We start from the raw sequence: 22,054 nt of genomic DNA on the forward strand, positions 1-22,054 counted from the left end.
TGTTTTGGATTGAATAATAAGGAGATGTATTTAGTGAAGTTAAATGAAGTTATATACGGGTTCCGTTTGCTGAAAGAAACGGAAGTTCCGGAGATTTCATCAAAAGGATATGAGTTTTTGCATGAAAAGAGCGGTGCGCGTCTTTTCTTTGTGGAGAATGATGATGATAATAAGGTGTTTTCTATTTCCTTCAGGACACCGCCTAAGGATGATACAGGAGTGCCGCATATTGTGGAGCACTCCACGCTCTGCGGTTCGCGAAAATATCCGTTGAAGGAACCGTTTGTTGAACTTGTAAAAGGTTCGCTTAACACGTTTCTTAACGCCATGACATACCCGGATAAGACAATGTATCCTGTTGCAAGCCGTAACGACAAGGACTTCCAGAATCTCATGGATGTGTATCTTGATGCGGTATTTTATCCTGCTATGTACGAGAAAAAGGAAGTCCTCATGCAGGAGGGCTGGCATTATGAAATCGAAAGCCCGGAGGAACCGCTGCGCTACAGCGGCGTTGTGTTTAATGAGATGAAGGGGGCGACTTCCTCACCTGAGGATCTTCTTGACACGGAAATTTTCAAGGGACTCATGCCGGATACGCCGTATGCCTTTGAGTCCGGCGGTAATCCGGAAAAAATTCCTGACCTCACTCAGGAAAAGTTTATTGCCTTCCATAAGAAATACTATCATCCGTCCAACAGCTATATTTTCTTCTACGGTGATTTGGATATAGAAGAAAAGCTTAAATATCTTGATGAGGAGTATCTTTCCCATTTCAGCCGCATTGACGTGGATTCTGAGATTCCGAAGCAGAAGCCCTTTGACGGAGTTAAACGTGTCGTAAAGGAATATCCTGTCGGCGCGGAAGAGGATACAAAGGAAAAAACATTCCTTACATGGAATGCCGTTATCTGTGACGCTGAGGATTATCTGACAAAATCCGGTCTCTCCGTTCTGACACATGCGCTTTTTGAGACGGATGCAGCTCCATTGCGGCAGGCTTTCATTGCTGCCGGAATCGGAAAGGATGTCGCGGCATCCTTCGAAACACAGCTTAGGCAGTCAATTCTTACCGTTGAAATAACCAATGCGGAGGAAAAGGACACAGAGCGTTTCTATGAAATTCTGCAGACGAAGCTCAAAGAGCTTGCAGATAATGGAATCGACCGTACACTTCTTGAAGCATCTCTGAACTATATCGAGTTCAAGGTTCGTGAGGAGGATTCGGGACGTATTCCGAAAGGTCTTGTCTATAATATTGCAGTAATGGGGCAGTGGCTTTATGGAGCAGATCCTGCAAGAGCATTGTTCTACGAGGAATCTCTGAAAAAGATGCGGGAAGGTCTGGAAAACGGTTTCTTCGAGGATTTAATCCGCCGGTGCCTTATTGACAATCCGCATCAGCTGCTTGTGACACTCAGACCGAGCACGACTATGGCAAAGGAGCGTGAGGAGCATACGGCACAGCTTCTCGCGGCTCGTAAGGCTGCCATGACGAAGGAAGAAATTCAGGACATTATAGATACAACGGCACATCTCAAGGAATTCCAGCAGACTCCCGATACTGCCGAGCAGCTTGCCATGATTCCGCTTCTGAAGCTTTCTGATATACGTAAGAACGCTGAGGAGCTGCCGCTTGAGGAAAAGGATGTCTGCGGTGTCAAGGTGCTTTATTCTGATGTGGATACACACGGGATTGCATACCTCGGACTGTACACCAACATTGATGCGATTTCAGAGGAGCTGCAGCCGTATGCATATTTCCTCGTGTCTGTACTTGGCGGTGTAGATACAAAAGAGCATAATTATACAGAACTCACGAATCTTGAAAACCTCTCCTCGGGTGGTATTGCCTATAATCTTACCTCGTTCAGCACGAAAAGGAACGAGAAAGGCTGGGATGCAAAGGGAACAGTCAAGATGCGCGCTCTCGTGCGGAAGCTTCCGGAGGCGGCAAAGCTTCTGAAGGAGATTCTTACGGGATCTGTATTTACGGATAAGACAAGACTCAAGGAGCTTGTTGCTCAAAGTCTCGCTTCTGCTGAACGAGGTATTCTCAATACACCGAATCAGCTTATGGCACAGGAGCTTGCATCGCATATCACGAAAGCCGGAGCCTTTGATGAGAAGGGCGGCCTTCCGTACTATTGGTTCCTCAAAGACCTCAGTGAGCATTTCGATGAACGCTTTGACGAGCTTTCAAAGAAACTTACAGAGCTTCTGCCGATGTTCTGCAGCCGCCGCGGTCTTACGGTATCGCTGACGGTTTCCGGTAAAGATTACGATTCGGCGGTTACAGCGCTGAAGCCTTTGCTTGAAGGCCTTCCGGCTAAAGAATTTCCTAAGGCACGGCGTGAGGTAATTCCTGAAAAGGCAAACGAAGGCTTTATGACATCAAGCCGCGTGCAGTACGTCGGAAAGGGCGGCGACTACAGCAAACACGGATATGAATTTACAGGCTCCATGCGTGTACTGGAATCCATCATGCGGTACGGTTATCTTTGGACGAAGCTTCGTGTGCAGGGCGGTGCTTATGGCGCATCTGCTGTATTCTATCGCGACGGACTCATGATGTTCACATCCTACCGTGACCCAAATCTTACGGAAACACTTGATGTTTATGATACAATCGCAGACTATATCAGGAGCTTCACTGCCTCCGACCGTGAGATGACGAAGTACATCATCGGAACAATAAGTACAGTTGACATGCCGATGACACCGCGAATGAAGGGTGATACTGCTGCGCAGCTTTGGCTTCGCGGCGTAACATATGATGACCGTCAGAAGGCACGTGATGAAATCCTCTCGACAGGCATCATTGATATTCAGAAGCTGGCAGGACTTGTGGAGGCCTGCATGAAGGACAATAACTACTGCGTATTTGGAAACGAGGAGAAGCTCACGGAGCACAAGGACTGCTTCACGAAGCTCGTCCGTGTAATGGAATAAAACAAGGCTTTTTGTACATTCAAGACTCTTGCCGCTTTAATGGGCGGCAGGAGTTTTTTTCTTTGGCAAAACTTGAACAATGGCGTTATATAGCGTTATAATACAAAAGATAGGTTGAAAGGAACTCTATAGAAAAAGGGGAATTTTCCATGAAGAAGGTCATTTTTACGGGTGCCGGTGTTGCCATCGTCACGCCGTTTACCGAGACAGGAATCAACTTTGAGGAGCTGGGCCGTCTCATTGATATGCAGATTGAAGGCGGTACTGATGCCATCATCATCGCCGGCACCACAGGTGAAGCTGCGACGATGAGCGATGAGGAGCACAAGGAAGCGATAAAATATGCTGTTGAGCATACGAAAAAGCGCGTTCCTGTTATCGCAGGAACAGGCTCGAATGACACGGCATATGCAATCCAGCTTTCTCAGTACGCGGAAAAGGTCGGCGCTGACGGACTTCTTCTTGTAACGCCGTATTATAACAAATGCTCGACAAAGGGTCTTATCAGACATTTTCAGGCAATCGCAGACAGTGTCAGTATTCCGTGTATTCTTTATGATGTTCCGTCCCGTACGGGCGTGTCCATCAAGCTCGAAGCATACAAGGAGCTTTCGAAGCATCCGAATATCGTTGCCGTGAAGGAGGCCAACGGAGACCTTTCATCCATCCTGCGGCTGAGAGCTGCGTGTGGAGATAAGCTTGCCGTCTACTCCGGTAATGATGACCAGATTGTGCCTATTCTTTCCCTTGGAGGAAAGGGCGTTATTTCGGTTCTCTCTAATGTAGCCCCGAAGGATACCCATGATATCTGCCGTCTCTACTTCGAAGGAAAGGTAAAAGAGTCCGCAGAGCTTCAGATTAAATATACGGACCTTATAGATGCTCTTTTCTGTGAAACGAACCCAATCCCTGTGAAGACTGCAATGCGTCTTATGGGATATGCTGCAGGGCCGCTGCGTATGCCGCTCTGTGACATGGAGCCAAAGAACGAGGAAAAGCTGAAAGCAGCTTTGAAGGCACACGGGCTTCTCGCCTGAGTGATATATGCAGGAGGTATTAAATAATGAAGAGAATTTTTCAGCTGTTTGTTTTTACTATGATGTTTGCTTTGAGTGTGCCGATGGCGTTTGCCTATACGGAAAAGTCTGAGGTGCAGGAGGGTGCTGATATCACCACGGTCAAGGCGTTTGCTTTGGCTGCGCCTGAATACACTCCGCTGGACGGTGCTCCTTCATATCAGGACCTTATCCGTATTCAGAACACTACCGAAGGCGTCACGAAGCGCAAGATTGTCACTTACGACTACATTTCAGAGGAACTCTTCCATCAGATGGGAGAGGATATCCGTCAGATTGACCGCCGTCTTTCAAAGCAGATTTTCCGCAAAAAGGTAGAGAATTTCGCGGATGCTTATGTCGTATTGACTGTTGTCAACGGGAGAAGGAAGTTCGGAACGGCATTCTATTTTGATGTATTCAAATCCGGCACAAACGAACTTCTTTACGCTTACATGATTATGGCCGACAAGAATGATCCGGATGATGAAAAGAACTATAAAATGATGACAGACAAGTTCTACAAGAACTTTGAGTGGGCTGCTGAAAAACAGCAAAAAGAAAAGGGAAAAGCTCTCCGTGAGGCACAGCGCAAAGCTGAACGCGAGGCTGAAAAAGCAAAGAAATAATATGATGAAGGGTGTCGCATATAGCGGCACCCTTTTTGTATACTTGCGCTTGAATGTACAGAAGTCTATTGCAATTAACAGATTAACACATTATTATAGAAGCTATAAGAAATTTGCTATATTATGTTGTTAAATGAATGCCCGGAGAAAGGGACAGATTGCATAAAAAACCACTTCCGCGGCAGCCGGCCGTTGAGACGGCGTATACCGTGAAAGTGGTTTTTCTTTACAACATATTGAGAAGCTCAGTGAGCCAGGTACAGAGGCTCAATTTTTGCAGAATTTGCTGTTCTCTCGTCGATATATCCTGCTCGTACCATCGCATCCAGAACAATGAACTGGCGCTTTTTTGCGAGAATAAAATCTTCATAGGGGGAATAGAGCGAAGGAGCATTCGGAAGACCTGCCAGCATGGCGGCCTCGGGAAGCGTGAGCTCGGATGGAGCTTTTCCAAAGTAGCCCTTGGAGGCATTATAGATGCCGTAATATCCCGAGCCAAAATAAATGCTGTTCAGATAGAGGGCAAGAATTTCATTTTTCGAATAACGGAATTCAAAATCAAGAGCCAGTAAAACTTCTTCAATCTTGCGTCCCATTGTCTGCTCCTGTGATAGGAAAAGATTCTTTACCAGCTGCTGCGTGATGGTGCTCGCGCCTTCCGTAACCTCTCCGTACTGTAGATTTACGAGAGCCGCGCGGAAAATTCCGTTGATATCGAATCCGGGGTGAGAATAAAATCGCGTATCTTCGACAGCAATTACAGCCTCTGTCAGCCGTGGCGGCATGTCGCTGACTGGAATGAAATTTTTGGCAGGAACCTTTTCGTTTACGGCATCAGGAAGAAACACAAAACGTTTCAGCCGTGCGGCGAAATTGTTTGGTTGGGTATTTGTTTTCTCGGGTACTGACTCACGTGTCGGAACAGCGCTCTCTATTACTCTTGAAAAAGCGGAGGGATTCATCGCATCTCTGCCGCCTGCAAGAAAGAAACCGATGAAAAAGACAATGACAAGGCTCATAAAGAACCGCAGAATTTTTTTCATTGATTGTATTACTCCTTTTTTGTATATAAAGCTGTATATTAGTATACAGCCATTCATTGTATTTTGACAAAGAGAAAATGGAGATTTCAAGAAAAAACAGAAAAATAACGCTTTTAAGTATTGCATTTTTATGCAATAAGAGTGTATAATTATGAACATACTTTTGAGAGAGGGAGGAATCCTCAATGAAAGTCAGCATTATAGGAGCGACAGGCTATGCCGGAGCAGAGCTTATGAGACTCCTTTTGAATCATCCGGATGCAGAGGTTGTGCATGTGACTTCTGAAAGTCACACAAACGTACCTGTATCTGATGTATATCCGCATCTTAAAGGAATATATGACCAAAAGCTTGAAAGCCTTTCGGATATTAAGCGAATTGGCGCAGACAGTGATTTTATATTCATTGGGCTTCCGGCAGGACATGCAATGGAAATCGGACGTACGCTTGCGGATATGCCGACGCGTATAATTGACCTCGGGGCCGATTACAGATTCCATGATACAGCGGTTTACGAGGAATGGTACAAAGTGCCTCATACACATAAGGATGCTGAGCGCGTTTATGGTCTTGCGGAGCTTAATCGAAGCAAAATAAAAAATGCGAAGATTATAGGCAACGCGGGCTGTTATACAACAGCAAGCATACTTGCACTGGCTCCGCTGGTAAAAGAGCATCTTGTTGATGTACATACGATTGTCATAGATGCAAAATCGGGAGTATCGGGAGCAGGCCGCTCCGCAAAGCTGCCGAATCATTTCCCGGAGCTGTATGATAATTTCAAGGCGTACGGTGTTGCGACGCATCGACATACACCGGAAATTGAGCAGGCACTCACCGATATCGGCGGTGAAAAGGTTTTGCTTAACTTTACTCCTCATCTTGTGCCGATGTCCCGCGGTATTTTAAGCACCTGTTACGCGCAGCTCAGGGAGGGCGTGGATGAAGCAGCCGTAACGAAGGCATATCATACAATGTATGATGATGAATATTTCATTCGGCTCAGAGGTCTTGGTGCTTATCCTGAAACAAAATATGTTCGAGGCTCGAACTTCTGCGATATAGGATGGCATATTGATAACAGAACACGACGGGTTATCGTGCTCTCCGCAATAGATAATCTCGTTAAGGGTGCTGCAGGACAGGCGGTTCAGAACTTTAATATCGCCTGCGGCTTAGACGAAAAGACAGGTCTTGCGCTGGCACCTGTATATCCATGATTTCAACCAAAGCTATTGGAGGTATATATTATGTTCACTGAAGAAAATGCAAAAAAAGGCGTTACATTTCCGCTGGGCTTCAAGGCTGCAGGCGTGAAAGCAGGTATCAAAAAAAGCGGAAATCTTGACCTTGCAGTTATTTATACAGAAAAGGAAGCAGCTGTCGCGGGAACTTTCACGCAGAATCAGGTGTTCGCTGCACCTGTTGCGGTATCCAAGGAGGTCGTAAAAGGCGGCAAGGCACATGCAATCGTTGCTAATGCGGGCTGTGCAAACGCCTGCACAGGTGAGCAGGGACTTGCCGATGCAAAGGCTATGGCGTCACTTACGGCAAAGGAACTTGGCTGCGGTGATACAGAGGTTATCGTTGCATCCACAGGAGTAATCGGAGTTAACCTTCCGATGGATAAAATGACAGCAGGAATCAAAAATGCAGTATCAGAGCTTTCTGAGGATGGAAGTTCAAACGCGGGCAATGCTATTGTTACGACGGATACTTATTCGAAGGCATGCTCCTCGGAGGTTGAAATCGGCGGCAAAAAGGTTCGCTTTGGTGCCATCGCAAAAGGCTCCGGTATGATTCAGCCGAATATGGCTACCATGCTCTGCTTTATAACGACTGACGCGGATATCGACCAGAAGCTTTTGCAGGCTGCTCTTTCCGATGTTGTAGAGGTTACCTTTAACATGATTTCCATCGACGGAGATATGAGTACAAACGACATGGCAATAGTCATGGCAAACGGTGCGGCAGGCAATAAGAAAATCACGGAAAAGGATGCTGACTACGAGAAATTCGCGGCAGCACTGAAATCCATCTGCACAGGACTTTCACAGAGAATCGCTGCTGACGGAGAGGGTGCAACGAAGTTCCTGACAATCAATGTCAGCGGAGCAAAGACCTTTGCTGATGCGAAGCAGGTAGCAATGAGCGTTGCAAAATCTCCTCTGGTAAAAACGGCCTTCTTCGGACAGGATCCTAACTGGGGACGTGTAATCTGTGCAGTAGGCTATGCGGGAGTTCCAATTGCACCTGAGAAAACAGTGGTGAAATTCGGCGGCATTCCGGTATACGCGAACGGAGTAGGAGCTTCCTTCGATGAAAAGGCTCTCAGAGATGTTATGTCTGAGCACGATATCGTCATAGATATAGCTCTTGGACTTGGAGATGCGGATGCAACTGTATGGTCCTGCGATTTCTCCTATGAATACGTAAAAATCAACGGCGAGTACCACACCTGATTGGAGGGGTTTGGATGTTTTCACCGCAGGATACGGCAGACATCTTAATCGAGGCTCTGCCATATATACAAAAATTTTCCGGAAAAACAATAGTCATAAAATACGGCGGAAATGCCATGACGACGCCTGAACTCAAGGCGAAGGTCATGCAGGATATCACCCTGATGAAATTCGTTGGAATACACCCTGTTATCGTGCATGGCGGCGGTCCTGATATAACAGGCTTTTTGAAAAAAGTCGGGAAAAAATCCGAGTTTGTCAGCGGACTTCGCGTGACGGATGAGGAGACTATGGAAATCGTAGAAATGGTTCTCATAGGAAAGGTTAATTCGGAAATCGTAAACCTTCTGAACCGCAGCGGTAACCGCGCAATTGGTCTTTCGGGAAAGGATGCGTCACTCATTCAGGCAAAAAAGAAGCTGGCTGAGGTACATGACAACGGGAAGACAGAGAAGGTAGATATAGGACATGTGGGCGAGGTCGCAAAGATTCGTGAAGAGGTGGTAAATGACCTCATCGAGCAGGGATATATCCCGGTCATCGCTCCTGTGGGAGTCGGAGAGGACGGAGAAGCCTACAATATTAATGCTGACTATGTTGCGGCAGAGGTTGCAGGTGCGTTGAATGCTGAAAAGCTCCTGCTTTTAACAGATGTCGAAGGAATCTACAGGGATTTCGAGGATAAAAGCTCATTTATCTCATCTCTTACGGGGAAAGAAGCGAGACAGTACATTGAAGATGGTATCATAGCAGGCGGCATGATACCAAAGGTGGAATCCTGCCTTACGGCACTGGATGAAGGGGCGCACAAGACCGCTATCATAGACGGACGTCTGCCGCACTCACTGCTTCTTGAGCTTTTCACATCCCAGGGTATCGGAACAGAAATCGTGAAGTAATCCGGAGGGAATACACATGAAGGAAACAGATGAACAGATATATGAAAAGGACCGGAATTCATATCTTCCGGTGTTTGCCCGCTATGACATTGTGCTTGACCACGGCGACGGCATGTACGTATACGATTCAAACGGAAAAAAATACATAGACTTCCTTGGCGGTATCGCAGTAAATGTTCTTGGACATGCTCATCCAGCGCTTGTAAAGGCAGTATCCGAGCAGGCAGGAAAAATGATTCACTGCTCGAACCTTTACTACACGCAGGCACAGGCAGATGCTGCGGATAAGTTGGTGAAGCTGAGCGGCCTTGGGAAAGTATTTTTCGGAAACTCAGGAGCTGAGGCAAATGAGGGTGCAATAAAGCTTGCCCGCAAATACGCGTGGCACAAAAATCCTGAAAAGATTCAGATTATCGCGGCAAATATGAGTTTTCACGGAAGAACCTATGCAACGCTGACGGCTACAGGTCAGCCGCATTACCACGAGGGCTATGGACCATTGGTTGAAGGCTTTGATTACGTGGATTTCGGAGATATAGATGCTTTTGAAAAGCTCATGAGTGAAAAAACCTGCGCGGTAATGCTGGAAACCATACAGGGAGAAGGCGGTGTATATGTACCGCCTGATGACTATTACAAGAAAGTCCGGGCTCTCTGTGATAAATATGATGCTTGTCTCATACTCGATGAAATTCAGTGTGGCATGGGCCGTACGGGAACATTTTTTGCGTATGAGCAGTACGGAATAAAGCCGGATATTGTAACGCTTGCCAAAGGTCTTGCGGGAGGAGTTCCCATTGGCGCCTTCATCGCATCCGACGAGGTGGCCAAGGCTTTCGCCCCAGGTGATCATGGCTCAACCTTCGGAGGAAATCCTCTTGCATGTGCAGCTGCGAATGTGGTTCTCAATGAGATGACAAAGCCGGAGTTCCTGAAGCACGTCAACGAAGTCGGCGGATATTTCAAGGGAAGACTGGAAAAGCTTGCAGAAAAATATCCTGCACTTGTAAAAGAGGTCCGGGGCAAGGGGCTTATCCTGGGTATGGAGCTTACAAAACCCGGAAGAGATATTGTAAACGCCTGCCTTGAGGAAGGTGCAATAATCAACTGCACAGTCGGGACAGTACTCAGATTTGTACCGCCGCTTATCGTTACAAAGGAACAGATTGATGAGCTTATGGCCGTACTTGAAAAGGTACTTCCGAAATTTGCATAATCAGGGGGAATCAACATGTCAACATTAAAAGGGAAAGACCTGTTGTCGCTCCATGAACTTACCGTCGATGAGATGGAAGAAATTCTTGAGCTTGCGGCGGAGCTTAAAGCGATGCAGAAGGCCGGTGTTCAGCATCATCTGCTGGAAGGAAAAACACTTGGCATGATTTTTGAAAAATCTTCTACACGTACCCGTGTCTCATTCGAGACAGGTATGTATCAGCTTGGAGGACAGGCACTGTTCCTGTCGAACCGCGATTTGCAGATAGGACGCGGAGAGCCGATAGAAGATACGGCGCGCGTGCTTTCAAGATATCTCGACGGCATCATGATCCGTACATTCGGGCATGATAAGCTTGTTGAATTTGCAAAATGGGCAGATGTGCCTGTTATCAACGCGCTGACAGACCTTTTGCATCCCTGCCAGGTGCTGGCGGACATGCTCACAATCCGTGAACATCTCGGAAAGAACCTCAAGGGGCTGAAGCTGGCATATATCGGTGACGGCAACAACATGACCAATTCACTCATGTATGGCTGTGCCAAAATGGGAATGAACTTTGCGGCAGCAACTCCCAAAGGCTATGAGCCGGATGCGGAGGTAGTGAAAAACGCAAAGGCAGACGCAAAAGCGACAGGCGCAAAGATTGTACTCACAAATGACGTAAAAGAAGCCGCAAAGGACGCGGATGTTCTTTATACTGATGTCTGGGTAAGCATGGGAGAAGAAGAGGAACGCGAAAAACGCCTAAAGGACCTGGCAGGCTACCAGATAAACAAGGAGCTTCTCAAAAAGGCAGGAAAGCGTGCTGTCGTTATGCACTGTCTCCCTGCACATCGGGGAGAGGAAATTACTGCGGATGTATTTGAGGACAATGCAGATGTCATTTTCGACGAAGCAGAGAACCGTTTACATGCACAAAAAGCAGTATTAGCCTTGACTATGGGCGATTAAACGTATACATTAAATAAGTATTGTATTTCATATCATAAGGAGCGATTTACATTATGGCAAACGAAAAGAAAGTAACAAAGGTAGCACTTGCATATTCCGGCGGTCTTGATACGTCCTGCATCATTCCGTGGCTTAAAGAGAATTATGACGGATGCGAAGTCATCGCAGTCTGTGCGGATATCGGACAGGGTGATGAGCTCAATGTTGTTCATGACAAAGCTCTCGCATCGGGTGCATCCAAGGTATTCATTGCCGACCTTACAGAGGAATTCCTCACAGGCTATGTATGGCCGACACTTAAGGCTGGAGCTGTTTATGAGGGCAAATATCTTCTCGGTACATCCTTCGCACGTCCTGTAATCGCAAAGAAGCTTGTTGAAATTGCGAAGCAGGAAGGCTGCGACGCAATCGCACACGGCGCAACGGGCAAAGGCAACGACCAGGTTCGTTTCGAGCTTTCCGTTAAAGCACTCGCTCCTCAGCTCAAAATCATTACACCGTGGCGTGAATGGAAAATCCGCTCCCGTGAGGAAGCTATCGAATACGCAAAACAGCACAACATTCCTATCGCAACTGCCAACAAAACATACAGCATGGACCGCAACATCTGGCATTTGAGCCATGAAGGTTCTGATCTTGAGGATCCGTGGAATGCACCGAAGGACGACATGTTCCTCGTCACGAAGACACCGGAGCAGGCACCGGACAAAGACGAAATCATCGAAATTGATTTCGAGAAGGGTATTCCTGTTGCAGTAAACGGTAAGAAGATGAATGCTACAGAGCTTCTTACTACTCTGAATGAAATCGGCGCAAAGAACGGTATCGGTATCACGGATATCTGCGAAAACCGTCTTGTCGGTATGAAATCCCGTGGTGTTTACGAAAACCCGGGCGGAGCTATTCTCTACTATGCACACCGCGAGCTTGAGTATCTCTGCCTCGACCGCACGACACTTCACTATAAAGAACTCGTTGCTAATCAGTATGCAGAGCTCGTCTACAACGGTATGTGGTTCTCCCAGCTCCGTGAGGCCTTGGATGCATTCGTTGACAGCACGCAGCGCACAGTTACAGGTACGGTTAAACTGAAGCTCTACAAGGGTAATATTATCTCCGCAGGTGCTAAATCCGAATACTCCCTCTACAGCCATGATTTCGTAACCTTTGAAGAAGATGATGTATACAATCAGGCTGACGGTACTGGCTTCGTAAACCTTTTCGGTCTGCCGCTTAAGGTCCGTGCTCTCATGCAGGAAAAAACGGGGCTTCTGAAATGAGTGAGAAGCTGTGGGGCGGACGTTTTACTAAAACGACCGACGAAATGATAAATGAGTTTCAGGCTTCCATCGGTTTTGATAAGCGAATGTATCACGAGGATATCGCTGGCTCCATAGCACATGCTTCAATGCTTGCCAAGTGCGGCATTATCAGTGAAGAGGACCGTGATAAAATCGTTGGCGGATTAAAGGATATTCTCGCACGTATAGAAAAGGGCGACTTTGAGTTTGATGTTGCCTTTGAGGATATCCATATGAACATCGAGAAGCGTCTTACAGATGCAATTGGTGAAGCAGGCGGCCGTCTGCATACGGCGCGTAGCAGAAACGACCAGGTCGCTCTCGACACTCACATGTATGTCCGCAGAGAAGCAGTCGAAGTTGAAAAGCTCATTCTTGATATGCAGAAGGCTCTCGTTGAGACTGCTGAAAAATACAGTGATGTAATCATGCCGGGCTATACGCATCTGCAAAGGGCGCAGCCGATTCTTTTCGGACACCATCTTCTGGCATATTTCTCTATGTTCAGCCGCGACTTTGCAAGGTTCAACGGGGTGTATCAGCGTGCGGACATCATGCCTCTCGGTGCCGGCGCGCTTGCGGGAACCACCTTTCCGATTGACCGCCGTTTCGTAGCGGAGTTCTTGAATTTCGAGAATATCTATACGAACAGTCTTGATGCCGTCAGCGACCGTGACTACATCATGGAATTCCTTTCTGCAGCGTCAATGCTCATGGTACATCTCTCCCGTCTCAGTGAGGAGACCATTCTGTGGTGTTCCCGCGAGTTCTCATTTGTAGAGCTTGATGACGCGCACTGCACAGGCTCATCAATGATGCCTCAGAAAAAGAATCCTGATGTGTCTGAGCTGGTACGCGGCAAAACAGGACGCGTTATAGGCCATCTCATGGCAATGCTTACGACGGTCAAAGGACTGCCGCTGGCGTATAACAAGGACCTGCAGGAGGATAAGGAAGGAATCTTCGATGCTATCGACACGGTCAAGTTCAGCCTTGCCGTATATGCCCGTATTCTGCGCGGCATGAAGGTGAACCGCGACATTATGAAACGTGCGGTTGATGAAGATTTCTCCAATGCCACGGACCTTGCAGACTATCTTGCAAAAAAAGGAATGCCATTCCGACAGGCTCATGCTGTGTCGGGACAGGCTGTTCACTACTGCATAGAGCATCATAAATGGCTCGTTGACCTCACCATGGACGAATTCAAAGCACTTTCGCCAATGTTTGACGAGGACATAAAGGATGCAATTCTTCCGGAAACCTGCGTAAAGACGCGCAATTCTCTCGGAGGAACCTCTTATGAGCAGGTTGACCTTCAGATTCGCGCGGCAAAGGGACTCATGGATACGGAAAGAAAAATTACCGAAGAACATGAGGACAAGCAGATTCAGGTAGACTAAAAAACAGACTGCGGAAAAGCATATTTGCTGTTTTTCTGCAGTCTTTTTTATGCAAAAATTCGGTCCTGCCCGTGAAAAAATCTATGTATCTGTGATACAATGGAAAGCGGAAAGGGGATACTGAGGCATGAAACTTCTTAAGACAATAAAACCGTTGGACTGGCTGATTATGGTCGTAGCGGTGTTGGTTTTAGTTCAGATGAATTTTTCTCATCTGATGGTAGAGGATGTACTCTATCTTACCGCCATCATCATGTGGAGCGGCGGTCTTTTGGTGAGGCTGTATCTGCAGTCAAGAAAACTTAACAGCGACAAGAGCTGAAAGAGACGGCAGCATGAATGCCGTTTTTCTGATATGACTAAATCGTTTTGTACTGCCGGGCAAGTAAGCTTTACGGCAGTATTTTTTTGTTTCCATACGAATAAATTAATCACATAAAAAGGCACTTTTCGTCTTAGAATGATGCTGTCTTGAATAATTAAAACCGCGTGTGAATAGGCGTCAGGTTTGACATTGAAGCGTTAAATCTCTATACTTATACTCAGTATTGCCTTTATATATAAGAAAGGAAGATGCAGTTGAAACGAAATAAAATGTGCCTTTCACTGATGGCGCTTCTGATGACGTTTATGATGCTTGCCGCGGGATGCGGTGGCAAAGGCTCTGCCGGGAGCGGTTCATCCGCACAGGCGGCGGGCAAGGTCACTATAAAGATGCTGGACGTAGGGCAGGGCGATGCTGTGCTTATCCGTACTGCGGAGCAGACTGTGCTTATAGATACAAGTGATGTTGATGAAAAACAGAAGCTTCGCGATGCTCTGAAGAAAGAAAATGTAAAGGTTGTTGATAAGCTGATTATCACGCATCCGCATGCAGATCATATGGGCGGCGCGACTCTTGTGATGAATGAGTGCGAGGTAAAGGCTGTCTATGACAATGGACAGACCGCGACCACGAAGCTTTATCGTGATTATCTGAAGACGATTAAATCAAAGGGAATCGCATATAAGGCGCTTCGCGACGGAGACCGTCTTGATTTCGGCGGCGGCGTATCCTTTGAGGTTCTGAGCCCCACTGAGGATATGGTAAAAGAGGGCGGACACGATGAAAAGGGAAAGGTGAATCTGAATCTCAATTCTATTGTTGGACGTCTGGTATTCGGTGATTTTTCAATGATGTTCACGGGTGATGCGGAAGCACCGTCCGAACAGGGGATTATGAAGCGCCATGCTCCGAAGGAGCTTAAGAGTACGCTTTTGAAGTCGGGTCACCATGGCAGCAAGACATCTTCAAGTGATAAGTTTTTGAAGGCGGTGCAGCCTGAGGCGGCACTGATTTCCTGCGGTAAGGGTAATGAGTATCATCATCCGCATCCTTCGACGCGGAAAAAGTACGCAAAACATAAGATAGATTTCTATCGTACCGATGTGAACGGGATGATTACTGTTGAGTCAGACGGTCATTCTTATACTCTCAATGTTGAACGCGGTACAAAAAATGATGAGACAGGAAATTGATTGAAAGGAGATATTCATGAAGGCAGTTATTGACCGTTTTGAGGAAGATAAAGCGGTATTGCTCGTAGGAGAGGACGAGGATGTAAAGGTTGTTTTTCCAAAGGAGTATTTGCCGAAGGAGGCAGAGGAGGGCGATTATCTTTCCGTGGATATTTCGATAGACACGGAAGCAACAGAGGCAGCCCGTGCCGAGGCAGAGGCTCTTTTGAAAGAGCTTAAGGGAGATAACGAATGAGGGCTGCAGCTGTGTGCCGGTTCCTTTGGGTGCTTCTTCTCGGCATCTTTATGATGCCGGTGGGAGTGGAAGCGGCTCCGATGCATGAGATTGTATCGGTTTCTTCTTCTATTGTTGAGGAGGATGGAGCAACATTCCTTCGGACGGAAATAGGTCTTTCCAAGGGCGCTGCAGATTATACGGTAAAGACGGGGAGCATTCTTCATCCGAATCGTCTCTGTATTGAGATAGAGAATACGAAGGCAGGAGATGTGCCAAAGGAGATGCGGCTTGATGCGGCATATGCCAAGTCGGCGCGTATACGCGAGAAGGATAAAAATATTCAGGTGTTATTCTCGCTGGCAGGTCTTGCTGAGGATGAGGGATTCCGTATCTCTACTTTAGAGGCTGACAAGAAGAATAAGAAGCCTTTCCGTATCGTTGTTGATATTTATGAGGCAGGTTACGTTCGGAGAGGGTATGTAGACGGGCTCAAGGGGCATCATATTGTGGTTGATCCGGGTCACGGAGGTACAGACCAGGGAGCTTCAGGTCCTTCGGGGCTTCTGGAGAAGGATGTTACCTTGGCTGTGTCACTGAAGCTTCGTGATATTCTTGAGAATTCCGGGGCGTATGTGACGCTTACCCGTGAGGATGACCGTGATGTGTGGGGGCCGTCGGCGACAGATGGTCAGGAGCTTCAGGCCCGCGCTGATGTGGGTGAGAATACTCCGGGGACTGAGGTTTTTTTGAGTGTACACTGCAACGCATTCAGTTCTTCGGCATCTCACGGAACAGAGACTTATTATTACTACGGAAAATCCTGGCAGGATGAGCTTTTGGCCCAGAATCTCCAGGAGGCCATGCTGGAGCATAATGGTCTGCATGACCGTGGTGTTAAGTCTGCGAGGTTTTATGTTCTAAGGAATACATCTATGCCGGCTGCGCTGGTGGAGCTTGCTTTCATAACGAATTATGATGAGGAGGCTCTTTTGGGGGACGATGCGTTCCAGGAGGATATGGCTATGTCACTTGCTGAAGGTTTGGCAAATTATTTCGCGGTAAGCGGAAAGTGAGCAGAGGGGATAAAGAGTTATGCGAAATTTCGTTAAATGTCTTTTGGTCTGCATGATGGCGGCACTTATGCTGCTGACGGTTGGCTGCGATAAAGAGCAGGAAAAGAGCAAGGAGCAGCCGCAGCAAAAACAGGAGCAGCAGAAGAAGCCTGAACAGCCGCAGCAGAAGCCTGCTGATGAAAAGGTAACAGTCAAGCTGTATTATCCGACGGAGGACGCCGAGAAGCTTAAGTTTGTTGAGCTGAAGGTCCCCGCAAAGGATAAGTACAAGGCGTCCGTGGAGGCTTTGATTGCCGGTACGAAGCAGAGCGGTCTTACAGGGATTTTCCCGAAGGGCGTAAAGCTTCGCAGCGTAAAGGTGAAGGACGGTCTTGCTACTGTCGATTTTACAAAGGAGCTTACGACACGTTTTGTCGGGGGCTCGACGGGAGAAGAGATGCTTGTGGGTTCTCTCGTCAATACTTTGACTGAGTTTCCGGAGGTAACATCTGTATTGATTCTTGTTGAAGGAAAAGAGATTGATACGATTTCCGGGCATTTGGATACCAGCGTTCCTTTCAAGCGCATGGGCGAGCTATTGTGATGTTCTTCCCCCACCTTCAGCAGGTGGGGGTTATTTTGTATCAGATAAAGGAGAATTGGAATGGCGACACAGATGGAGCATGCAAGAAATGGCATTATTACGGATGCAATGAGGGTTGTTGCGGAGGCTGAGCATCAGGACGCGGAATCTATACGCGAGCGTGTGGCGCGCGGTGTGATTGCAATTCCTGCCAATGTGAATCATAAGAATCTTCGTTTCGGAGGTGTTGGGGAAGGGCTTCGTGTGAAGGTAAATGCGAATATCGGCACGTCAAGTACTTTTCCTGATATTGAGCCGGAGCTTTTGAAGCTTGATGAGGCTGTGCGCTGCGGTGCGGATGCGGTGATGGACCTTTCGACAGGAAATCACATTGATGAATCGCGCCGCGCTATCATAGGACATTCTCCTGTTATGGTGGGGACTGTGCCTATATACGAGGCGACTGTGGAGGCAATAAAGAGGCATGGCGCTGTCGTGGATATGACGGTGGAGGATCTTTTGTCTACAATCGAGAAGCAGGCAAAGGACGGTGCGGATTTTATGACGCTTCACTGCGGTCTTACCCGCAATGCAATCGAGCGTCTGCGCAAAGAAGGCCGTGTTATGGATGTGGTGAGCCGTGGCGGTTCTTTCCTCACGGGCTGGATGCTTCACAATGATAAGGAGAATCCTCTTTATGAGCATTATGATGAGCTTTTGGATATCTGCGCAAAATATGATGTAACCATCAGCCTCGGCGATGGTCTTCGCCCGGGATGTCTTGCTGACGCGACTGACCAGGGACAGATATCGGAGCTTCTTAATCTTGGAGAGCTGACGCTTCGCGCATGGGACAGAGGGGTTCAGGTAATGGTTGAGGGACCGGGACACATGCCGTTTGACCAGATTGCGGCTAACATGAAGCTTGAAAAACAGCTTTGCCACGGTGCTCCTTTCTATGTGCTTGGTCCTCTTGTGACGGATATTGCACCGGGTTATGACCATATTACAGCGGCAATCGGAGGAACGATGGCTGCAGTAAGCGGGGCTGATTTTCTCTGCTATGTGACACCTGCTGAGCATCTTGCACTTCCTACCATTGAGGATGTGCATGACGGTGTGATGGCATCACGTATAGCGGCTCATGCAGCGGATATAGTTAAAGGGATTCCGGGGGCAAAAGAACAGGATCTTGCCATGGGAAAAGCACGCAAGATTCTCGACTGGGAAGCTCAGATGAAGCTCGCAATCGACCCGGAATATGCCAAAAAGAAACGCGGAGCGCGGAATCCCGAGGACGAGGGTGCATGCTCAATGTGCGGCGATTACTGTGCGGTCGAAATTGTAAATCAGTATATGAAAAAGTAAAAACAATTTTCTGAAAAAGAGGATTTTCCTTATTTGTGACGAATACTAAAACGGTAAAGCTTTTACAACAGTTTCTTTTCGAATGGAGGAAAATATTATGGCAGCGATTCAGCGTATTCTTGTTCCTGTAGATGGTTCGGTAAGCAGTGCAAAGGCTGCGGAGGAAGCGATTTTTTACGCGGACAAATGTGGAGCAGAGCTTCATCTGCTTTATGTTGCGAGTGAGATTCAGAAGGATATTCCGAGCAGTATAATCTTTGATGAAATTTCGAAAAATGTACCTGCAGGGGTGATAGTGCAGACTCATGAGACTGCGGGAAATATTGCGGACGAGATTCTTCGGACTGCTGATGATTTTGCGGTCAGCATGATTATTATGGGCAGCCGCGGACTTGGCATCTTCAAGGGAGCGCTTATCGGAAGCGTGAGCCAGCAGGTTGTGGAACGCTCAAAGGTCCCTGTCATGATTGTCAAAGCATAAATGTTTACTGAATGAACACAAATATTCTTTCCATAGGTACGTGATGTAAAAATATTTCATAAATGCTTGCATTTTTTATGTAAGTGTGATATTGTAACAAACAATAGAAATGCAGAGATGTGGAATAGTACAGTCCGTGAAATGCAGAGAGAGCCGTTGGCCGGTGGAAAACGGAGAGGAAGCGGATTGGAACTCGCCATGGAGCAGCCCGCTGATATGTAGGTGGGGACGGAGGCTGACCGTTACAGCAGCAGGATATGTCAGTATCCGTTAAAGTGCGTGCAGGGATGCACGAATAAGAGTGGTAACACGCAGGCCGGGCCTTCGTCTCTTGGTGAGAGGAGTCCGGCTTCTTTATTTGTTTTTGCGTAGATTTTGCTCAAACTTGACGACAGGGGGATTTGAAATGAAAAATTACACTAAGTACCGCAAGGGTTATTATATGCCGCCGGTATGCGACATGAGCTGGGCGCAGAAGGAGTATCCCGACAAGGCGCCGACATGGTGCAGTGTTGATTTGCGTGATGGAAATCAGTCGCTTATTATTCCTATGAGTCTTGACGAGAAGATTGAGTTTTATAAAATGCTTATAAAGGTGGGCTTCAAGGAAATAGAGGTAGGTTTTCCTGCGGCATCGGATACGGAGTACGAATTTCTCCGCCGTCTTGTAGATGAAAATCTTATCCCCGATGATGTTACGGTTCAGGTTCTGACTCAGGCGCGTGAGCACATAATTAAAAAGACCTTCGAGGCGCTGAAGGGTGTAAAGAATGCTATTGTTCATGTGTATAATTCTACTTCTTTCGCACAGCGTCAGCAGGTGTTCCGTATGTCGAAGGAGGAGATTAAACAGATTGCCGTGGATGGCGCGAAGCTTTTGAAGAAGCTTACGGAGGAAGCGGGGGCGGATTACCGCTTTGAGTATTCTCCTGAGAGCTTTACAGGAACAGAGCCGGAATATGCTCTTGAGGTGTGCAATGCGGTGCTGGATGTTTGGCAGCCTACAGCGGAGAAGAAGGCCATTATAAATATTCCTGTTACCGTTGAAATGTCCATGCCGCATGTTTACGCTATGCAGGTGGCGTATATTTCTCAGAATCTCAAGTATCGCGACAATGTAGTGCTGTCCCTTCATCCGCATAATGACCGCGGTTGTGGCGTGGCAGATTCCGAGATGGGGCTTCTCGCCGGTGCTGACCGCATAGAGGGAACACTCTTCGGAAATGGCGAGCGCACCGGAAACGCGGATATAGTGACAATCGGAATGAATATGTTTGCTCTTGGTGTTGATCCGCAGCTTGATTTTTCGAATATGCCAGAGCTTGTTGAGATGTACGAGCGGGTTACAAGAATGCATGTGCATGAGCGTCAGCCTTATGCGGGAGCGCTGGTATTTGCAGCGTTCTCCGGTTCCCATCAGGATGCTATCGCAAAGGGTATGAAGTGGCGTGAGGAGACGGATCCCGGCCGTTGGACTGTTCCGTATCTTCCGATTGATCCTGAGGATGTGGGCCGTCAGTATGATGCTGATGTTATCCGTATCAACAGCCAGTCCGGAAAGGGCGGCGTAGGCTTTATCATGGAGCAGAAATATGGTATAGCTATGCCGAAGAATATGCGTGAGGATTTCGGCTACTGTGTCAAGGGCGTTTCCGACCACAAGCACAAGGAGCTTATGCCGGATGAGATTTATCAGATTTTCCAGCAGGAGTACGTGAACGCAGAGGAGCCTTACAAGCTCGTTGATTTCGCTCTCAGAAAGGAACAGAACGGTATCCGCTCCGGTGAGGTTATTATGATGGTGGACGGTCAGGAGAAGACTTTCAAGGCGAAGGGCAACGGACGTCTTGATGCTGTCAGCAACGCGCTTCAGGAGAACCTGGGCGTATCGTATAAGGACCTTGTCTACAGCGAGCACGCTTTGGAAATAGGACAGGCTTCGCGGGCTATGGCATACATCGGTATTACAGGAGAGGATGGAAGAACCTCATGGGGTGCAGGCATGGATACTGATATCATCACGGCGTCTATCCTGGCTCTTGTAAGTGCGATAAATCGAATGAAAAACGGTAAGTAAGTTATATCCGGGAAAATAAAATACATTTAATCAGGGGCAGTGGACAAAAATTCGTCTACTGCCCTGTTTTTCAGTTTACGCCTATGATTTGATGTGATAAAATGAGAACCAGATGAATTTAAATTTAATTCATTTTTTTGTGAATTTTTGAAAATAAAAAAGGGATTTCTTTTGATTTGTCGAATAGATACCTTTAGGTGATAAGAACGATAACTTGAAGGTATAATTAAGCTATCGTTCAGGAATCTCAATAAAAGGATCGTGGTTCATATGGGAAAGTTTGATGTGATTCGTGACAAAAGTATTGTCGGAGCACCTGTGGTTCATCTTACTGCGATGACGGCTGTTTTGTTCGGCTTTTGGCTTCTGCTTTCTGGAACCTTCCAGACGAAATTTTTGATTTATGGAATACTGACGGCGGTTATTTCTGCCTGGGTTACTTATCCGCTTCTGCTTTTGCCAAGTGCGGATGAGACCAAGAAGTACTTTGTGTTCGGGTTCAATCCGATAAAGCTTCTGATTTATTTTTTCTGGCTTATGTGGCAGCTGGTGCTTGCGAACGTGGATGTTCTAAAGGCTACGGTACGCCCGGAAATCGAAATCAATCCGCGCATTGTGAAGTTCCGTTACCAGACGGATAATCCTATGGCGAAGGTTATTCTTGCAAATTCTATTACGCTGACGCCCGGAACTGTGACAATAGATGTCACGGATGACGGTGTTTTTTATGTCCACGCATTGACAGACGGAGCGGCAGATGGTCTGAACGGCGGGATGCAGAAAATGGTCGGCTGGCTTTTGAGCGAGCCTTATGATTTCGAGATGCTGGGGGAGGAATATTGAT

20 protein-coding genes and 1 other annotated feature are annotated in these 22,054 nt (G+C 47.3%); of the genes, 19 read left to right on the forward strand and 1 reads right to left on the reverse strand.

Features of this window, described 5'->3' with window-relative positions; all coding sequences use genetic code 11:
- Nucleotides 1-24: 24 nt before the first annotated feature.
- The 3 genes from BUA83_RS02655 (at nucleotide 25) to BUA83_RS02665 (ending at nucleotide 4,636) form a co-directional block, all read left to right on the forward strand.
- Nucleotides 25-2,952, forward strand: a complete 2,928-nt coding sequence (locus BUA83_RS02655; RefSeq protein WP_072934709.1) for an insulinase family protein — start codon at nucleotides 25-27, stop codon at nucleotides 2,950-2,952.
- Nucleotides 2,953-3,101: 149 nt separating this feature from the next.
- Nucleotides 3,102-3,989 carry a 4-hydroxy-tetrahydrodipicolinate synthase gene (dapA, locus tag BUA83_RS02660; protein WP_072934615.1) on the forward strand — a complete coding sequence of 296 codons (888 nt, stop codon included), beginning with the start codon at nucleotides 3,102-3,104 and terminating at the stop codon, nucleotides 3,987-3,989.
- 26 nt (nucleotides 3,990-4,015) lie between these two features.
- Nucleotides 4,016-4,636, forward strand: coding sequence for a hypothetical protein (locus BUA83_RS02665; RefSeq protein ID WP_072934616.1), 621 nt, complete (start codon nucleotides 4,016-4,018; stop codon nucleotides 4,634-4,636).
- A gap of 245 nt (nucleotides 4,637-4,881) precedes the next feature.
- Here BUA83_RS02665 and BUA83_RS02670 read toward each other — a convergent pair whose 3' ends face one another.
- Complete coding sequence (locus BUA83_RS02670) at nucleotides 4,882-5,679, reverse strand: transglycosylase domain-containing protein (protein WP_072934617.1); 798 nt, start codon at nucleotides 5,677-5,679, stop codon at nucleotides 4,882-4,884.
- A 185-nt stretch (nucleotides 5,680-5,864) separates the two neighbouring features.
- Here BUA83_RS02670 and argC point away from each other — a divergent pair, with 185 nt between their 5' ends.
- The 16 genes from argC to BUA83_RS02750 all read left to right on the forward strand — a co-directional run bounded on the left by argC (nucleotide 5,865) and on the right by BUA83_RS02750 (nucleotide 22,053).
- Nucleotides 5,865-6,899, forward strand: a complete 1,035-nt coding sequence (gene argC, locus BUA83_RS02675; protein ID WP_072934618.1) for an N-acetyl-gamma-glutamyl-phosphate reductase — start codon at nucleotides 5,865-5,867, stop codon at nucleotides 6,897-6,899.
- Nucleotides 6,900-6,929: 30 nt separating this feature from the next.
- A complete protein-coding gene (gene argJ / locus BUA83_RS02680) occupies nucleotides 6,930-8,141 on the forward strand; it encodes a bifunctional glutamate N-acetyltransferase/amino-acid acetyltransferase ArgJ (RefSeq protein ID WP_072934619.1) in 1,212 nt (403 codons plus the stop codon).
- 14 nt (nucleotides 8,142-8,155) lie between these two features.
- Nucleotides 8,156-9,040, forward strand: a complete 885-nt coding sequence (gene argB, locus BUA83_RS02685) for an acetylglutamate kinase (RefSeq protein ID WP_072934620.1) — start codon at nucleotides 8,156-8,158, stop codon at nucleotides 9,038-9,040.
- Nucleotides 9,041-9,056: 16 nt separating this feature from the next.
- Nucleotides 9,057-10,256, forward strand: a complete 1,200-nt coding sequence (locus BUA83_RS02690) for an acetylornithine transaminase (protein WP_072934621.1) — start codon at nucleotides 9,057-9,059, stop codon at nucleotides 10,254-10,256.
- Between the two features lie 15 nt (nucleotides 10,257-10,271).
- Nucleotides 10,272-11,210 (forward strand): ornithine carbamoyltransferase, encoded by a 939-nt coding sequence (gene argF / locus BUA83_RS02695; RefSeq protein ID WP_072934622.1) that lies wholly within the window; start codon nucleotides 10,272-10,274, stop codon nucleotides 11,208-11,210.
- 53 nt (nucleotides 11,211-11,263) lie between these two features.
- Nucleotides 11,264-12,490, forward strand: coding sequence for an argininosuccinate synthase (locus BUA83_RS02700; RefSeq protein ID WP_072934623.1), 1,227 nt, complete (start codon nucleotides 11,264-11,266; stop codon nucleotides 12,488-12,490).
- Nucleotides 12,487-13,914 carry an argininosuccinate lyase gene (gene argH / locus BUA83_RS02705; protein ID WP_072934624.1) on the forward strand — a complete coding sequence of 476 codons (1,428 nt, stop codon included), beginning with the start codon at nucleotides 12,487-12,489 and terminating at the stop codon, nucleotides 13,912-13,914. Before BUA83_RS02700 ends, argH begins: the two co-directional genes overlap by 4 nt.
- 127 nt (nucleotides 13,915-14,041) lie before the next feature.
- On the forward strand, nucleotides 14,042-14,236 hold the full coding sequence (locus BUA83_RS02710) for a hypothetical protein (RefSeq protein ID WP_072934625.1): 195 nt from the start codon (nucleotides 14,042-14,044) through the stop codon (nucleotides 14,234-14,236).
- 251 nt (nucleotides 14,237-14,487) lie between these two features.
- Nucleotides 14,488-15,432: a ComEC/Rec2 family competence protein gene (locus BUA83_RS02715; protein WP_072934626.1), complete on the forward strand. Its 945-nt coding sequence runs from the start codon at nucleotides 14,488-14,490 to the stop codon at nucleotides 15,430-15,432.
- Between the two features lie 16 nt (nucleotides 15,433-15,448).
- Nucleotides 15,449-15,667 carry a DUF3006 domain-containing protein gene (locus tag BUA83_RS02720; protein WP_072934627.1) on the forward strand — a complete coding sequence of 73 codons (219 nt, stop codon included), beginning with the start codon at nucleotides 15,449-15,451 and terminating at the stop codon, nucleotides 15,665-15,667.
- Nucleotides 15,664-16,722, forward strand: coding sequence for an N-acetylmuramoyl-L-alanine amidase family protein (locus tag BUA83_RS02725; protein ID WP_072934628.1), 1,059 nt, complete (start codon nucleotides 15,664-15,666; stop codon nucleotides 16,720-16,722). The genes BUA83_RS02720 and BUA83_RS02725 overlap by 4 nt, the downstream gene beginning before the upstream one ends.
- Nucleotides 16,723-16,741: 19 nt before the next feature.
- Nucleotides 16,742-17,305, forward strand: coding sequence for a GerMN domain-containing protein (locus tag BUA83_RS02730; RefSeq protein ID WP_072934629.1), 564 nt, complete (start codon nucleotides 16,742-16,744; stop codon nucleotides 17,303-17,305).
- Nucleotides 17,306-17,365: 60 nt separating this feature from the next.
- Nucleotides 17,366-18,652 (forward strand): phosphomethylpyrimidine synthase ThiC, encoded by a 1,287-nt coding sequence (thiC, locus tag BUA83_RS02735; protein WP_072934630.1) that lies wholly within the window; start codon nucleotides 17,366-17,368, stop codon nucleotides 18,650-18,652.
- A gap of 97 nt (nucleotides 18,653-18,749) precedes the next feature.
- Entirely contained in the window at nucleotides 18,750-19,133 is a 384-nt protein-coding gene (locus BUA83_RS02740; protein ID WP_072934631.1) for a universal stress protein, read from the forward strand.
- A gap of 105 nt (nucleotides 19,134-19,238) precedes the next feature.
- Nucleotides 19,239-19,468: a binding site (T-box leader), on the forward strand.
- 71 nt (nucleotides 19,469-19,539) lie between these two features.
- The gene (locus BUA83_RS02745) at nucleotides 19,540-21,210 is read left to right on the forward strand and encodes a 2-isopropylmalate synthase (RefSeq protein WP_072934632.1); all 1,671 of its coding nucleotides are present in this window, start codon (nucleotides 19,540-19,542) and stop codon (nucleotides 21,208-21,210) included.
- 270 nt (nucleotides 21,211-21,480) lie between these two features.
- Nucleotides 21,481-22,053: a Na+/H+ antiporter subunit E gene (locus BUA83_RS02750; RefSeq protein ID WP_072934633.1), complete on the forward strand. Its 573-nt coding sequence runs from the start codon at nucleotides 21,481-21,483 to the stop codon at nucleotides 22,051-22,053.
- Nucleotide 22,054: the final 1 nt, after the last annotated feature.

This window comes from Schwartzia succinivorans DSM 10502, assembly GCF_900129225.1.
GTDB classification, from domain to species: domain Bacteria; phylum Bacillota; class Negativicutes; order Selenomonadales; family Selenomonadaceae; genus Schwartzia; species Schwartzia succinivorans.

What these genes read in the sequence shown, in the direction of transcription:
- BUA83_RS02700 (WP_072934623.1), top strand. Translation starts at nt 11,264, where the DNA reads ATGGCAAACGAAAAGAAAGTAACAAAGGTAGCACTTGCATATTCCGGC.
- BUA83_RS02690 (WP_072934621.1), top strand. Translation starts at nt 9,057, where the DNA reads ATGAAGGAAACAGATGAACAGATATATGAAAAGGACCGGAATTCATAT.
- argH (WP_072934624.1), top strand. Translation starts at nt 12,487, where the DNA reads ATGAGTGAGAAGCTGTGGGGCGGACGTTTTACTAAAACGACCGACGAA.
- BUA83_RS02750 (WP_072934633.1), top strand. Translation starts at nt 21,481, where the DNA reads ATGGGAAAGTTTGATGTGATTCGTGACAAAAGTATTGTCGGAGCACCT.
- argJ (WP_072934619.1), top strand. Translation starts at nt 6,930, where the DNA reads ATGTTCACTGAAGAAAATGCAAAAAAAGGCGTTACATTTCCGCTGGGC.
- argF (WP_072934622.1), top strand. Translation starts at nt 10,272, where the DNA reads ATGTCAACATTAAAAGGGAAAGACCTGTTGTCGCTCCATGAACTTACC.
- BUA83_RS02710 (WP_072934625.1), top strand. Translation starts at nt 14,042, where the DNA reads ATGAAACTTCTTAAGACAATAAAACCGTTGGACTGGCTGATTATGGTC.
- BUA83_RS02725 (WP_072934628.1), top strand. Translation starts at nt 15,664, where the DNA reads ATGAGGGCTGCAGCTGTGTGCCGGTTCCTTTGGGTGCTTCTTCTCGGC.
- BUA83_RS02655 (WP_072934709.1), top strand. Translation starts at nt 25, where the DNA reads ATGTATTTAGTGAAGTTAAATGAAGTTATATACGGGTTCCGTTTGCTG.
- BUA83_RS02715 (WP_072934626.1), top strand. Translation starts at nt 14,488, where the DNA reads ATGCAGTTGAAACGAAATAAAATGTGCCTTTCACTGATGGCGCTTCTG.
- argC (WP_072934618.1), top strand. Translation starts at nt 5,865, where the DNA reads ATGAAAGTCAGCATTATAGGAGCGACAGGCTATGCCGGAGCAGAGCTT.
- BUA83_RS02720 (WP_072934627.1), top strand. Translation starts at nt 15,449, where the DNA reads ATGAAGGCAGTTATTGACCGTTTTGAGGAAGATAAAGCGGTATTGCTC.
- BUA83_RS02740 (WP_072934631.1), top strand. Translation starts at nt 18,750, where the DNA reads ATGGCAGCGATTCAGCGTATTCTTGTTCCTGTAGATGGTTCGGTAAGC.
- dapA (WP_072934615.1), top strand. Translation starts at nt 3,102, where the DNA reads ATGAAGAAGGTCATTTTTACGGGTGCCGGTGTTGCCATCGTCACGCCG.
- BUA83_RS02730 (WP_072934629.1), top strand. Translation starts at nt 16,742, where the DNA reads ATGCGAAATTTCGTTAAATGTCTTTTGGTCTGCATGATGGCGGCACTT.
- argB (WP_072934620.1), top strand. Translation starts at nt 8,156, where the DNA reads ATGTTTTCACCGCAGGATACGGCAGACATCTTAATCGAGGCTCTGCCA.
- BUA83_RS02745 (WP_072934632.1), top strand. Translation starts at nt 19,540, where the DNA reads ATGAAAAATTACACTAAGTACCGCAAGGGTTATTATATGCCGCCGGTA.
- BUA83_RS02670 (WP_072934617.1), bottom strand. Translation starts at nt 5,679, where the DNA reads ATGAAAAAAATTCTGCGGTTCTTTATGAGCCTTGTCATTGTCTTTTTC.
- thiC (WP_072934630.1), top strand. Translation starts at nt 17,366, where the DNA reads ATGGCGACACAGATGGAGCATGCAAGAAATGGCATTATTACGGATGCA.
- BUA83_RS02665 (WP_072934616.1), top strand. Translation starts at nt 4,016, where the DNA reads ATGAAGAGAATTTTTCAGCTGTTTGTTTTTACTATGATGTTTGCTTTG.